Origin of the sequence: Micromonospora sp. BRA006-A (assembly GCF_033433935.1) — a bacterium.
GTDB classification, from domain to species: domain Bacteria; phylum Actinomycetota; class Actinomycetes; order Mycobacteriales; family Micromonosporaceae; genus Micromonospora; species Micromonospora aurantiaca.
Genome location: NZ_JANCLW010000001.1, coordinates 5,861,336 through 5,874,997 on the forward strand (window position 1 = coordinate 5,861,336; position 13,662 = coordinate 5,874,997).

General features: G+C 73.1%; 14 protein-coding genes. 7 read left to right on the forward strand and 7 right to left on the reverse strand.

Annotation, left to right across the window (positions count from 1 at the left end):
• The first annotated feature begins 10 nt into the window (after positions 1–10).
• The 6 genes from ybaK (at position 11) to NMK34_RS26695 (ending at position 6,013) form a co-directional block, all read left to right on the forward strand.
• A complete protein-coding gene (ybaK, locus tag NMK34_RS26670; protein WP_318335676.1) occupies positions 11–490 on the forward strand; it encodes a Cys-tRNA(Pro) deacylase in 480 nt (159 codons plus the stop codon).
• A gap of 204 nt (positions 491–694) precedes the next feature.
• Positions 695–1,798: a sugar ABC transporter substrate-binding protein gene (locus tag NMK34_RS26675; protein ID WP_013473650.1), complete on the forward strand. Its 1,104-nt coding sequence runs from the start codon at positions 695–697 to the stop codon at positions 1,796–1,798.
• 103 nt (positions 1,799–1,901) lie between these two features.
• Positions 1,902–2,714 carry an ATP-binding cassette domain-containing protein gene (locus tag NMK34_RS26680; RefSeq protein WP_018784623.1) on the forward strand — a complete coding sequence of 271 codons (813 nt, stop codon included), beginning with the start codon at positions 1,902–1,904 and terminating at the stop codon, positions 2,712–2,714.
• Positions 2,711–3,970: an ABC transporter permease subunit gene (locus tag NMK34_RS26685; RefSeq protein WP_318335677.1), complete on the forward strand. Its 1,260-nt coding sequence runs from the start codon at positions 2,711–2,713 to the stop codon at positions 3,968–3,970. The genes NMK34_RS26680 and NMK34_RS26685 overlap by 4 nt, the downstream gene beginning before the upstream one ends.
• A 31-nt stretch (positions 3,971–4,001) precedes the next feature.
• A complete protein-coding gene (locus tag NMK34_RS26690; protein WP_318336434.1) occupies positions 4,002–5,177 on the forward strand; it encodes an ROK family protein in 1,176 nt (391 codons plus the stop codon).
• Positions 5,178–5,275: 98 nt separating this feature from the next.
• Positions 5,276–6,013: a DUF4142 domain-containing protein gene (locus NMK34_RS26695; protein ID WP_318335678.1), complete on the forward strand. Its 738-nt coding sequence runs from the start codon at positions 5,276–5,278 to the stop codon at positions 6,011–6,013.
• A gap of 51 nt (positions 6,014–6,064) precedes the next feature.
• On the opposite strand, the gene NMK34_RS26700 is transcribed toward NMK34_RS26695, so the two are convergent.
• The 6 genes from NMK34_RS26700 to tsaB all read right to left on the reverse strand — a co-directional run bounded on the left by NMK34_RS26700 (position 6,065) and on the right by tsaB (position 12,028).
• On the reverse strand, positions 6,065–7,813 hold the full coding sequence (locus NMK34_RS26700) for an ABC transporter ATP-binding protein (protein WP_318335679.1): 1,749 nt from the start codon (positions 7,811–7,813) through the stop codon (positions 6,065–6,067).
• Positions 7,810–9,516 carry an ABC transporter ATP-binding protein gene (locus NMK34_RS26705; protein WP_318335680.1) on the reverse strand — a complete coding sequence of 569 codons (1,707 nt, stop codon included), beginning with the start codon at positions 9,514–9,516 and terminating at the stop codon, positions 7,810–7,812. Before NMK34_RS26705 ends, NMK34_RS26700 begins: the two co-directional genes overlap by 4 nt.
• Before the next feature lie 70 nt (positions 9,517–9,586).
• Positions 9,587–9,841 carry a hypothetical protein gene (locus tag NMK34_RS26710; protein ID WP_318335681.1) on the reverse strand — a complete coding sequence of 85 codons (255 nt, stop codon included), beginning with the start codon at positions 9,839–9,841 and terminating at the stop codon, positions 9,587–9,589.
• A 17-nt stretch (positions 9,842–9,858) separates the two neighbouring features.
• Positions 9,859–10,905 (reverse strand): tRNA (adenosine(37)-N6)-threonylcarbamoyltransferase complex transferase subunit TsaD, encoded by a 1,047-nt coding sequence (gene tsaD / locus NMK34_RS26715; RefSeq protein WP_135242032.1) that lies wholly within the window; start codon positions 10,903–10,905, stop codon positions 9,859–9,861.
• Between the two features lie 5 nt (positions 10,906–10,910).
• Positions 10,911–11,354, reverse strand: coding sequence for a ribosomal protein S18-alanine N-acetyltransferase (gene rimI, locus NMK34_RS26720; RefSeq protein ID WP_318335682.1), 444 nt, complete (start codon positions 11,352–11,354; stop codon positions 10,911–10,913).
• Complete coding sequence (tsaB, locus tag NMK34_RS26725) at positions 11,351–12,028, reverse strand: tRNA (adenosine(37)-N6)-threonylcarbamoyltransferase complex dimerization subunit type 1 TsaB (protein WP_318335683.1); 678 nt, start codon at positions 12,026–12,028, stop codon at positions 11,351–11,353. The genes rimI and tsaB overlap by 4 nt, the downstream gene beginning before the upstream one ends.
• Before the next feature lie 191 nt (positions 12,029–12,219).
• Between tsaB and NMK34_RS26730 the strand changes: the two genes are divergently transcribed.
• Positions 12,220–12,948, forward strand: a complete 729-nt coding sequence (locus NMK34_RS26730; RefSeq protein ID WP_318335684.1) for a helix-turn-helix domain-containing protein — start codon at positions 12,220–12,222, stop codon at positions 12,946–12,948.
• Here NMK34_RS26730 and ung read toward each other — a convergent pair.
• Positions 12,937–13,638 carry a uracil-DNA glycosylase gene (ung, locus tag NMK34_RS26735; protein ID WP_318335685.1) on the reverse strand — a complete coding sequence of 234 codons (702 nt, stop codon included), beginning with the start codon at positions 13,636–13,638 and terminating at the stop codon, positions 12,937–12,939. The two genes, NMK34_RS26730 and ung, sit on opposite strands and share 12 nt — an antisense overlap.
• Positions 13,639–13,662 lie beyond the last annotated feature (24 nt).

A 13,662-nucleotide genomic window follows, 5' to 3' on the forward strand; every position in this document is an offset into this window, starting at 1 on the left:
GCTTGATCCGGTGGCGGGCCCTGGCACTCCGGCGATCGCGTTGCTGAGCAAGCGGAAGATCGCCCACAGCACCCACACCTACGACGTCTCGCCGGACGCGCCGAACTACGGCGCGCTCGTGGCGACCGCGCTCGGGGTGGCGCCGGAGCGCGTGTTCAAGTCGCTCGTCACCGAGGTCGACGGCGGGCTGACGGTGGCGGTGGTGCCGGTGACCGGCGAGCTGGACCTGAAGGCGCTCGCCGCCGCGGCCGGCGGCAAGCGGGCGACGATGGCGGAGCGCACGACGGCCGAACGCGCGACCGGATACGTCCGCGGCGGCATCAGCCCGCTGGGGCAGCGCAAGCGGCTACCGACGGTCATCGACGCCTCCGCGCTGGCGCACCCGACCGTGTACGTCTCGGCGGGCCGCCGAGGATTGCAGGTGCAGCTCGCGCCGACCGATCTGGTGGCGCTCACCGGGGCGACGACGGCATCGATCGCCGCCGCCTGAGCGGGCTCGTGACGGTACGTGTGGGAGCGTTCCCGGGGCGCGCTCTCCCGGCGGTGTCCCGCGGGTGACAACCGCGTTGCTGAATTGTTACCGCCGCCAACAAACTTCTGACCTCGGCAGTCTTGCGGTGCATGGGAAGCGGGGAATACGTTGCCGGGCACAACAAAACATCACCACTCCCCCACCTCCGAAAGGACCCTGCACATGCGCAAGGGCTTCCTCACCTTCGCGGCCGTCGGTCTCCTCGCGACCGGCAGCATGGCCGCCTGCGGTGACAACGGCGGTTCTTCCGACGAGGCCGGCGGCTCCAACGCCAAGAAGCCGAAGATCGGCGTGATCCTGCCGGACAGCAAGTCCTCCGCCCGCTGGGAGGGCGCGGACCGCAAGTACCTGAAGGCGGCGTTCGACGCGGCCGGCGTCGAGTCCGACATCCAGAACGCGCAGAACGACAAGACCGCGTTCCAGACCATCGCCGACCAGATGATCACCAACGGCGTCAACGTCCTGATGATCGTCAACCTGGACTCCGGCACCGGCAAGGCCGTGCTCGACAAGGCCAAGTCGCAGGGCGTGGCGACCATCGACTACGACCGGCTGACCCTGGGCGGCTCCGCCCAGTACTACGTCAGCTTCGACAACGAGGCCGTCGGCAAGCTCCAGGGCGAAGGCCTGAGCAAGTGCCTGACCGACAAGGGCGTCAAGAACCCGTCGATCGCGTACCTCAACGGCTCGCCGACCGACAACAACGCCACCCTGTTCAAGAACGGGTACGACTCGGTGCTCAAGCCGAAGTTCGACTCGAAGGAGTACACCAAGGTCGCCGACGACTCGGTGCCGGCCTGGGACAACGCGCAGGCCGCCACGATCTTCGAGCAGCAGCTGACCAAGGCCGGCGGCAAGATCGACGGCGTGCTCGCCGCCAACGACGGTCTCGGCAACGCGGCCATCTCGGTGCTGAAGAAGAACAAGCTCAACGGCAAGGTTCCGGTGACCGGTCAGGACGCCACCAAGGAGGGCCTGCAGAACATCCTCGCCGGTGACCAGTGCATGACGGTCTACAAGGCGGTCAAGAAGGAGGCGGACGCCGCCGCCGAGCTGGCCATCGCGCTCGCCAAGGGTGAGCGGAAGGACACCGGCCAGACGGTCAAGGACCCGGAGGGCGGCCGGGACGTGCCGTCGGTGCTGCTGGAGCCCAAGGCCATCTACAAGGACAACGTCAAGGACGTGGTGGCCGACGGCTACGTCACCAAGGAAGAGCTCTGCACCGGTGCCTTCGCGAAGCTCTGCACCGACGCCGGCGTGAGCTGACCCACCCGCCTCAGGCGGCGCCGCCCGGCACGGGAGAACCCGTGCCGGGCGGCGCCCGCGCCGGACGGGATCCGAGACCTCCCTCCGCCCAAAGGAGAACCCCGTGTCCGCAACCCCCCTGCTGGAGCTACGCGGGATCGACAAGAGCTTCGGTCCCGTCCAGGTGCTGCGTGACGTCGCCTTCGCCGCGCACGCCGGCGAGGTGACCGCGCTCGTCGGTGACAACGGCGCCGGCAAGTCGACCCTCGTCAAGTGCATCAGCGGCATCCACCCCACCGACGCCGGCGAGTTCGTCTTCGACGGCCGGCCGGTCAGCATCAACAGCCCCCGCGACGCCGCCGCGCTCGGCATCGAGGTCGTCTACCAGGATCTCGCGCTCTGCGACAACCTCGACATCGTGCAGAACATGTTCCTCGGCCGGGAGAAGCGCAGCGGCATCGTGCTCGACGAGCCGACCATGGAGCAGATGGCCGCCGAGACGCTCGCCGGCCTGAGTGTGCGCACCGTGAAGTCGCTGCGCCAGCACGTCTCCAGCCTCTCCGGCGGCCAGCGGCAGACAGTCGCCATCGCCAAGGCCGTGCTCTGGAACAGCCGGCTGGTCATCCTGGACGAGCCGACCGCCGCGCTCGGCGTCGCGCAGACCGCCCAGGTGCTGGAGCTGGTGCGCCGGCTGGCCGACAACGGCTTGGCCGTGGTGCTCATCTCGCACAACATGAACGACGTCTTCGCCGTCTCCGACCGGATCGCCGCGCTCTACCTCGGCCAGATGGTCGCCCAGGTGAAGACCACAGACATCACCCACTCGCAGGTGGTCGAGCTGATCACCGCCGGCCGCTCCGGCAGCCTCGGCCTCACCGGCGAGCCGGGCGGCAACGGCGCCGCGCCCGCCGACACCACTCCAGGAGCCGTCCGATGACCGCCACCGTCGTGAAGAAGGAAGGCCCGGCCGGCGTCACCTCGGCACCGACCCTGGGCAGCCACGTCAACAACTACTGGCGCCGGGTACGCGGCGGCGACATCGGTGCGCTCCCCGCCGTGGTCATGCTCGTGGCGCTGGCGGTGGGCTTCTCGATCGCCCGCCCGTCGTTCTTCACCGCCGGCAACCTGGCGAACCTGTTCACCCAGGGCGCGGCGGTCACGCTCATCGCCATGGGCCTGGTCTTCGTCCTGCTGCTCGGCGAGATCGACCTCTCCGCCGGATTCGCCAGCGGCGTCTGCGCCGCGATCCTGGCCAACGTCGTGACGGTACTCGGCTATCCCTGGTACGTGGCGGTGCTCTCCGCCGTCGTCACCGGCGTGGTGATCGGCACCGTGCTGGGCCTGCTGGTCGCCAAGGTCGGCATCCCCTCCTTCGTGGTCACGCTCGCCGGGTTCCTGGCCTTCCAGGGCGTCGTGCTGACGCTCATGGACGAGGGCGCCAACATCGCGGTCCGGGACGACGTGCTCGTGGCGATCGCCAACCGCAACCTCTCGCCCGTGCTGGGCTGGTCGCTCGCTGCCGTCGCCGTCGCCGGGTACGCGGCCGTGCAGTTGCTGCGGCACCGCAACCGGGCCGCCCGCGGCCTGCTCACCGACCCGATCGCGGTGGTCGCCGGCCGGATCGCCGGCCTGGCCGTGATCCTCGGCGTGGCGGTCTACGTGCTCAACCTGGAGCGCAGCCGCAACGTGCTCGTCGTCTCGCTCAAGGGCGTGCCGATCGTGGTGCCGATCATCGCGATCCTGCTCGTCGTCTGGACGTTCGTGCTCCAGCGCACCAGCTACGGGCGGCACATCTACGCGGTCGGCGGCAACGCCGAGGCCGCCCGCCGGGCCGGCATCAACGTCGACCGGATCCGCATCTCGGTGTTCATCATCTGCTCCTCGATGGCCGCGATCGGCGGCATCGTGGCCGCCAGCCGGGCCAACTCGGTCGACCCCAACACCGGTGGCAGTAACGTACTGCTCTACGCCGTCGGCGCGGCGGTGATCGGCGGCACCAGCCTCTTCGGCGGCAAGGGCCGGGTCCTCGACGCCGTGCTCGGTGGCGCGGTGGTGGCGGTCATCGACAACGGTATGGGACTCATGGGATACAGCTCGGGCGTCAAGTTCGTGGTCACCGGCGTGGTGCTGCTCGCCGCGGCGACCATCGACGCGCTGTCGCGTCGGCGGGCCGCCGCCACCGGCACGCGCTGACCCGGGGTACGGGAACACCATGGCACTGGCAATGCGCGCGGGCCCCAGTCAGGACGAGATCCGTCGGCAGAACCTGGGCGCATTGCTCCGCTATGTACACGTCCACGGCGCCACCACCCGGGCCGAGCTGACCACAGCGCTCGGCCTCAACCGCAGCACCATCGGCGCGCTGACCGCGGACCTGGCCGGCGCCGGTCTGGTCAGCGAGGGGACGCCGAAGGAGACCGGCCGGGCCGGACGACCGTCACTCGTCGTCCGGCCCGAGTCGGAGCGGGTCTACGCGTACGCGTACAGCGTCGAGGTGGACCGGCTGCGGGCAGCGCGGGTCGGGCTCGGCGGTGAGGTGCTCGACCGCCGGGAGATGGACCGGCCGCGCAACCTGGTCGCCGGGGAGGCCGCCCCGCTGCTCGCCGGCGCGGTCAAGGAGATGCACCAGTCGGTGCCGACGGACGCGATCTGCGTGGGCGCCGGGCTGGCGGTCTGCGGCATGGTCCGCCGGGAGGACGGGCTGGTCCGGCTCAGCCCGACCACCGGCTGGGTGGACGAGCCGATCGGTGCCGCGCTCGCCGTCGAGCTGGGGATAGACGTACCGATCACGGTGGGCAACGTGGCCGACGTCGCCGCGTACGCCGAGCACGCCCGGGGCGCGGCGGTCGGCTGCGACAACGTCATCTACCTCTACGGCGACGTCGGCGTGGGCGCGGGCATCATCGCCGGGGGCCGGCGGCTGAGAGGGCACGGCGGCTACGGCGGCGAGGTCGGCCACATGGTGGTGGTCCGCGACGGGGTGCGCTGCGACTGCGGCCGGCGCGGCTGCTGGGAGACCGAGATCGGCGAGCACGGGCTGCTGCGCGCCGCCGGCCGGTCCGAGGCGCGCGGCCGGGACGCGCTGCTCGCCGTCTTCGACGCCGCCGACCGCGGTGACGCCCGCGCCCAGACCGCGGTACGGCAGGCCGGCGACTGGCTCGGCTTCGGCGTCGCGAACCTGGTGAACATCTTCAACCCGGAGATGGTCATCTTCGGTGGCACCATGCGTGACCTCTACCTGGCCGCCGCCGCGCAGGTACGCAGCCGGCTCAACTCGAACGGGCTGCCCGCGTGCCTGGAGCACGTGCGGCTGCGTACCCCGAAGCTCGGTGACGACGCGGCGCTGATCGGCGCCGCGGAGCTGGCGTTCGAACGACTCCTCGCCGACCCGCTGAACTGATCGGCCCGCCGATCCGTACCAGTGTGCGGACGGGCGGCCGGCTTGCGCGGCCGTCCACGACCCCGCGTACCGGTCCGGACCGAGGAGGCACCGCAACCATGGCATCGCTGGAATCCGCACGCCGCAAGCTGGCGCACCGGGTGGTACTGCTGCTCGCCGCGCTGGGCGCGGGGATCGGCGTCGTTCCCGGGACGGCGCAGGCCGCACCCAACCCCGGCGTGCAGATGAACGCCGCCGACATGACGCTGCTCAACGGTGTACGGCTGGCCGGGCTGTGGGAGATGCCGGCCGGGCAGATGGCGGCCGAGAAGGGCCAGTCCGCCCGGGTACGCGAGGTCGGCGCGGAGATCGCCAAGCAGCACGCGGAGCTGGACCAGCTGGTGGTCGAGGCGGCCAACAAGCTCGGCGCCACCCTGCCGACGGATCCGACGGCCGAGCAGAAGGGGTGGCTGACCGAGATGCAGAACGCCACCGGTGCCCGGTTCGACCAGATCTTCGTCACCCGGCTGCGGGTCGCCCACGGCAAGATCTTCCCGGTGATCGGCGCGGTCCGGGCCAGCACCCGCGACCCGATCGTCCGCAAGCTGGCCGAGGACGCCAACACGTTCGTCAACGACCACATGACGATGCTGGAGAGCACCGGGCTGGTGCGCTGGCAGCAGTTGCCGCCGGCTGCGCTGCCGCCCGCGCAGAGCGACTCGCTCGTCGCCGCCGCCCAGGCCAACGTGGGCAGCGGCGGTGGACTCCAGGTGGGCACCGGTGTGGTGTGGGCGGTGTTCCTGATCGCGCTCGGCACCGGCGGGTACGCGACCTGGCGGCTGACCCGCCGCGCGTGAGCCCTCCGTCGATCGGGCCCCGGCGGACGCGCCGGGGCCCGTCGCGCGTTCTCAGCCGTGCCAGGAACGCCACAGCGCAGCGTACGAGCCACCGGCCGCGACCAGCTCGTCGTGTGATCCCAGCTCGGTGATCCGCCCGTCGGCGACCACCGCCACGCGGTCCGCGTCGTGCGCGGAGAAGAGCCGGTGCGCGATGGCGATGACGGTACGGCCGTGCAGCACCGCCGCCAGCGACCGCTCCAGGGCCCGGGCCGCCCGCGGGTCGATCAGCGAGGTGGCCTCGTCCAGCACCAGCGTGTGCGGGTCGGCGAGCACCAGCCGGGCCAGCGCGAGTTGCTGCGCCTGCGCGGGGGTGAGCGGGTGGCCGCCCGCGCCGACCGGCGTGTCGAGCCCGTCCGGCAGGGCCAGCGCCCAGTCCAGCGCGTCGACGGCGGCCAGCGCCGCGCGTACCCGCGCCGGGTCGGCGTCCGGCCGGACCATCGCCACGTTGTCGGCGAGCGTGCCGATGAACACGTGGTGCTCCTGACTGACGAGCGCGACGTGGGTACGCAGCTCGGCCAGGGGCATTCCGGCGAGTGGACGGCCGTCCACCGTCACCGTGCCGGCGCGCGGCGCGTGCACGCCGGCCAGCAGCCGGCCCAGCGTCGACTTGCCCGCCCCGGACGGGCCGACCATCGCGAGCCGCTCCCCCGGCCGGGGTTCCAGCGTCACGCCGTGCAGCACGTCGTGACCCGGGCGGTACGCGTACCGGACGTCGTGCGCGGCGAGCCGACCCTCGCCGCCCGTCCGGGCCGGCGCGGCGGGTGCCGGGGAGCGCTCGTCCGGTTCGGCGGCCACCCCGAGCAGCCGGGCCAGCGAGGCGCCGCCGACCTGGAACTCGTCCAGCCAGCCGAGCAGCCGCTCGATCGGGTCGGTGAGCTGCTGGGCGTAGAGCGTGGCGGCGGTGACCTGGCCGAGGCTGGCCCAGCCCTTCAGGTGGAACCAGCCGCCGATGAGCAGGGTCGCCACCATCGGCACCAGGTAGCCGAACTCGGCCACCGGCCAGAACACGGTACGCAGGTAGAGCGTGTAGCGCTCGGCCGCGTACGACCGGCTGATGTCCGCGTCGCCGCGCGCCCGGCGGCGGGCCGCCTGCCGCAGCGCCTCGGTGGTCCGCGCCCCCTCGACCGTCTCGCTGATCCCGTCGGTGATGTCCGAGTAGGCGGCGTTCTCCCGCAGGTAGCCCTGCGGCGCGCGGCGCAGGTACCAGCGGGTGCCGGCCCACAGCACCGGCACCGCCAGCAGGCTGGGCAGCGCCAGCAGCGGACCGGTCAGCAGCAGCGCGCCGAGGATCAGCAGCACGGTCAGCGCCGCGATGAGCGTCTCCGGCCCGGCGAACCGGACCGTACGGGACAGCGCGGCGACGTCCCGCGAGGTGCGGGTGAGCAGGTCGCCGGTGCCGGCCCGCTCGACTGTGGCCAGCGGCAGCGCGAGCACCCGGTCGACGAACTCCTCCCGCAGCTCGGCGAGCACCCGCTCACCGAGCCGGGCCGAGGCCAGGTGCGCGAAGCGGACCAGCACCGCCTGCACCACCACGAACGCGGCGATGGCCGCGACGACCCGGTCCACGGTCGTCGCGGCGATGCCCTGGGAGATCCCCTGCACCAGGTCACCGAGCAGGCGCGGGGCGACGAGCCCGGCCCCGGCGGCGAGCGCGTGCAGGCCGAGCGCGGCGGCCAGGCCACGCGGGTGACGGCGGATCAGCTCGCGCACGTACCGGCGGACCTGGGCGATGTCGGCGACGGGCAGCGCGTTGCTCATCGCTCCTCCTCCCGGCTCACCGTGGCGGCGTAGCGCGGCTCGGCGGCGAGCAGTTCCTCGTGCCGGCCCTCGGCGACGACCTTGCCGTCCTCGACGAAGACCACGTGGTCGGCGTGACCGAGCACCAGCGGGCTGGTGGTGCAGACGAGCGTGGTGCGGCCGTGGCGGGCCGGGCCGAGTCGTTCGGCGATGCGCGCCTCGGTGTGCGCGTCCACCGCGCTGGTCGGCTCGACCAGGATCAACGTCTCCGGGTCGGCGACGAGCGCGCGGGCCAGCCGCAGCCGCTGCCGCTGCCCGCCGGAGAACTCCCGGCCGCGTTCGGCGACCTCGCCGTCCAGGCCGCCGGGCAGCGCCTCGACGATGTCGGTGGCACTCGCCGCGGCCAGCGCCGCCGCCACCGCGCCGGGCTCGGCCCGGTCGTGCGGGTCAAGCTCCGTGCGCAGCACGCCGCTGAACAGCTGCGCGTCGTTGTCGGCCACCAGGATCCGCTCCCGCACCGTCGCCAGCGCCACGTCCCGCAGCGGTACGCCGTGCAGCGTGACGTCCCCGTCGGCGTACCGGCCGAGCCGGTCGGCGATCTCGGTGGCGTCCTGCGGGGTGGCGGCGGCCAGCGCGGTGAGCCGGCCCGGTCGCAGCACCAGTCCGGACCGTACGTCGGCCAGCTCGCCCGGCCCGGCCGGCACCGGCACCGGCGTGGCCGGGTCGGTGAACTCCGGCGCGAGCCGCAGCAACCGGACGACCCGGCGGGCCGCGACGTGTCCCCGGGTCAGCTTGTCGGCCGCCTCGGTGAGGTTGCGCAGCGGGCTGACCAGGAACGCGGTGTAGCCGTAGAACGAGACCAACTCGCCGGCGCTGATCTCGCCGCGCAGCGCGAACCGGGCACCCAGCCAGGTCACCAGCACCACGAAGACGCCGGGCAGCAGGATCTGCGCGGCCTGCAGGAGCGACTCGACCCGGGCCACCCGCAGCCCGTCCGCGCGCAACGCCTGCGACCGTTGCCGGTAGCGCTCGGACAGTACCGGCTCGCCGCCGACACCGCGCAGCACGCGCAGGCCGGAGACGATGTCCGCGGCCCGGGCGGTGAGCCGGCCGGTCGAGTCCCGGTACGCGGCCTGCTGCCGGTGCAGCGGGCGGATCAGCAACGCCACGAGCGCCATCAGCAGCGGCACCCCGAGCACCACCACGAGGCCGAGCGGCTGGGAGGCGTTGAGCAGGATCACCGCGACGGTGACGATGCCGACCACCGAGCCGGCGCCCCGGGCGGTGATGTCGACGGCGCTGCCGATGTGCTCGATGTCGGCGGTGCCGATGCTCACCACCTCGCCCGCCGCGACCCGCCGGGGCAGCGCGGCGCCGAGCCGGTTGGTGGCGTCCACTGTGACCTGCACGGTGCGGTACGCGGCGCCGAGCCAGTTGTGCACCGCGCAGCGGTGGCGCAGGATCCCGGCGACGGCCTGCACCAGACCCAGCCCGAGCAGGGCCAGACTCCAGCGCACCAGCGCGTCCGGGTCGCGTTGGGCCAGGCCGGCTTCCACGGCGCGGCCGAGCACAGCCGGCACCAGCGCCTGGGCCAGCATCCAGATCACGCCGAGCGCGAGACCGGCGCCGAAGATGACGGGGTGCCGCCCGGCGAGCCACACGAGGTATCGGGTGGCCGACCGCGCGTCGGGGGTGCCGGGATCGCCGGCCGGTGAGAAGCGCATGACTCACCGACGCTAGGTGCCGGGGTGATCCGGGCGCCAATCAATTCCGGCCGTCGTGACGACCCTCGCGTCAGCGGTCGACCTGGGTGAAGTCCCAGCTGTGCGGCAGGCGGGCGATCAGCCGGGCCGGCGGCTCGGGCAGTTCCCGGGGGTTGTTGCGCCACTTGGTGATGACCACGAGCCGGTGGTCGGTGGAGGAGAACACCTCGCTGGAGACGTGCATCGGGTCGTGCTCGAACTCGGGCAGCGCGGTCTCGCAGACCCAGGTGATCAGGTCGGCGAAGCCGTACGGCTCGGCCTTGGCCTCCCACATCCGGACGATCATGTCGGTCTCCTCCCCGCTCACACGCTGACCACTGTCAGCGGCATCGCCGAGTCGGCCGGCAGGTCCAGCCGGCTCGGCGCGACGCCCGCGGCCACCAGATGGGAGCCGAGCGCGGCCACCATCGCGCCGTTGTCCGTGCAGAGCTTCGGCCGGGGCGTACGCACCCGGATGCCGTGCCTGCCGGCCCGCTGCTCGGCCATCGCCCGCAGCCGGGAGTTGGCCGCCACACCGCCGCCGATGACAAGCGTGTCGATGCCGCTGGTGCGGCAGGCGTCGATCGCCTTGCCGACCAGCACGTCGCAGACCGCCTCCTGGAAGGACGCGGCCACGTCGGCGACCGGCACCGGCTCACCGGCCCGCTGCCGCGCCTCCACCCAGCGGGCCACAGCCGTCTTCAGGCCGGAGAAGGAGAAGTCGTACCGGTGGCCGACCAGATCCTTCGCGGCGGTCAGCCCGCGTGGGAAGGCGATCGACGCCGGGTCACCGGCGCGCGCCTCGCGGTCGATGTACGGCCCGCCGGGGAACGGCAGCCCGAGCAGCCGGGCCACCTTGTCGAACGCCTCGCCGGCCGCGTCGTCGATGGTGGCGCCGAGTGGGACCACGTCGCGGGCCAGGTCGTCGACGCGCAGCAGCGAGGAGTGCCCGCCGGAGACCAGCAGCGCGATCGCGGGCTCGGGCAGCGGGCCGTGTTCGAGCGTGTCCACCGCGACGTGCGCGGCGAGGTGGTTCACGCCGTACACCGGCTTCTCCGCCGCGACGGCGTACCCCTTGGCGGCGGCGACCCCGACGAGCAGCGCGCCGGCCAGGCCCGGCCCGGAGGTAACGGCGATGGCGTCGATGTCGGCGATGGTGACGCCCGCTTCGCGCAGCGCCCGGTCCATGGTCGGCACGATGGCCTCCAGGTGGGCGCGGCTGGCCACCTCGGGCACCACGCCGCCGAACCGGGCGTGCTCCTCGACGCTGGAGGCGAGCGCGTCGGCGAGCAGTGTGTGCCCGCGCACGATGCCCACGCCGGTCTCGTCGCAGGAGGTCTCGATGCCGAGGATCAGGGGTTCGTCAGCCATGCGCGTCAGTCCTCGTTGCGCTGCATGACCAGCGCGTCGGTGTTGCTCGGTTGGTAGTAGCCGCGCCGCACGCCGATCGGCTCGAAGCCGTAGGTGGCGTAGAGCCGTTGCGCGGGCGCGTTGTCCGCGGCGACCTCCAACAGCGTGCTGCGGGTGCCGCGCCGGGCCGCCTCGGCGAGCAGCGCCTCCAGCAGCAGCCGGCCGATCCCCCGGCGCTGGGCGTCCCGGCGGACCGCGACGTTCTGCACCCACGCCTCGTCGGGCGGGGACACGGCCAGCCCGGCGTAGCCGAGGACGGCGCCGTCGTCGTCGTTGGCGACGAGGTAGAAGTGCCCGTTGGCGAGTTCGTTCCAGAACATGGCCGCCGACCACTGCTCGGCGCCGAAGAGGTCCGCCTCGATGGGCAGCACCTCGTCGATGTGCCACCAGCGGAACCGGCCCAGCCTCATGGCAGGACCGGCTTGTGGCCGGTGGCCGCGACCGCGTCCGGCCGGCGCAGGTAGAGCGGGGTCAGCGTCTCGCCGGGCGCGCCCGCGCGGATCCGCGGCGCGGCGAGCCGGGCCAGCGCCAGCGGGTCCGGGTAGCGCGGCTCGTCGCGGACCGGCAGCCCCAGCACGTCCGCGTACCGGTGCGCGCCGTCGCCGACCGCGACGGTGACCGCCAGGTCGCGCGCCCGCTCCGCGACCACCGCGGGGGCCGCCACCTCCGGGCCGGCCAGGCGCCGGCCGGCGCCGTCGTAGACGGCCCAGTAGATCTCCCGGCGCCGCGCGTCGCTCGCCGCCAGCACCGGCTCGCCGGCGGCCGCCGGGTGGCCGAGCCCGTCCAGCGAGCAGACCCCGTACGTGGGCACGCCGAGCACCTGACCCATGGTGGCGGCGGTGACCAGCCCGACGCGCAGCCCGGTGAAGGGGCCCGGGCCGAGGCCGGCGACGATCGCGGCCAGGTCGGCTGGCCGTGCACCGACGTCCGCCAGCACGGCGTCGACCTGCGGCGCGAGCAGCTCGCCGTGGGCGCGGGCGTCGACGGTGCACCGGGACGCGCGGACCGCGACGCCGTCCGCCGAGACCTCGGCCAGGGCCGCGGTCACCGCGGGCGTCGAGGAGTCCACCAGGAGTACGAGCACGGTAAGCCAGCCTAGCCGTCCGCTCCGTCCGCTCCGTCCGCCCCCGGCACGCCCCCGGCACGCCCTCGCCGCTCGCCCGGTCACGATGCGTAGCGCCCGGATCAAAGAGAAGAGGTGAGAGCCTTATGCCTCTGGGTCATGAATATGACTCAGAGGCATAAGGCTCAGAGGAGGACTGCCATTCTCCGGAGATGACGGAGAGTCGCCTCGGTCGAGAGGTCGCCCGCACTCTGCGGCGGGAACGCGAACAAGCAGGGCTCACCCAGCAGGCGCTGGCCGGCCGGTCCGGGCTCAGTCAGACCGCCATCGCCCGGATCGAACGCGGCGACCGGCTGCCGAGTTTGACCACCGCGGAACGCCTGCTCGCCGCGCTCGGCCGGCAACTGCGGATCGAGGTCGAGCCGTTGGACAGCCACCTGGACGCCGCGCTGGACGAGATGGCCGGGACGGTGCTTGCCGAGCGGATCGAAGTCCTCCGGCTGGATCGGATCATGGAGGCCCTGGGCGACCTGCCGTACGTGCTGTCGGGCGGCACGGCGGCACTGCTGCAGGGCGCGCCACTGCCGGTGGACGCGGTCGAGATCGCGGTGCGCTGGCGGGACTCGCCGCAGTTCAGCGCGCTCCTCGATCGAATCTACGCGCAGCGCTGGAACGCCCGATGGCAGGAGTGGGGCGGCATCCACACGGAGCCCGAGGAGCCGGGCGAGCACCGTTGGCTGACCCGCTACGGCGAGCTGCGGGCCCGGATGTGCGACGAACTGCCCGAGCCCATCGAGGTCCGCCTCGGCGAACGTACGTACCCGGTCGAGCCGCTGGTCGAGGTGGAGGTGACCGACCGGCGCACGGCCGAGCTGCTGTCCCGGTACCGCCGGCGCCTCGCCGCGGCGACGGGCGAGGCGCCGGACGGGTCAGCCGGCTGAGCGTTCCCAGTCGATGGTGGGCAGCCCCGCGTCGGCCAGCGCCTTGTTCGCGGCGCTGAACGGGCGGCTGCCGAGGAAGCCGCGCGGGTTCATCGGGCTCGGGTGCCCGGCCTCCAGCACCACGTGCTGCGGGTTGGTCACCAGCGCCGCCTTCTTGCGCGCGTAGCCGCCCCAGAGCAGGAAGACCACGCGCTGGTCGAGCGCGTCGAGCGCCCGGATGGTGGCGTCGGTGAACTCCTCCCAGCCCTTGTTGGCGTGCGAGCCGGGGGTGGCCTGCCGGACCGTCAACACCGAGTTGAGCAGCAGGACACCCTGCGCGGCCCAGCCGTCGAGGTTGCCGCTACGCGGCTTCGGCACGCCCAGATCCTCGCCCAGTTCCTTGAAGACGTTGCGCAGCGACGGCGGCACCGCAACCCCCTCGCGCACGCTGAAGCTCAGCCCGTGCGCCTGACCCGCCTTGTGGTACGGGTCCTGCCCGAGGATCAGCACCCGGGTGTCGGCCGGCCCGCACAGCCGGTAGGCGGAGAAGAGATCCTCCAGCGGCGGGAAGACCGTGGCGGTCGCGTACTCCCGGGTGACGAACTCGGCCAGCGCCGCGGTGCGGGCCGGGTCCAGGTGCGGGGCGAGCGCCTCCCGCCACGGATCGGGCAGGAGTGCCATCAGGTCGAGGGCGGGGGCGTCGTCGGGCATCGGCAACCTTTCGCAGTCGTCCCC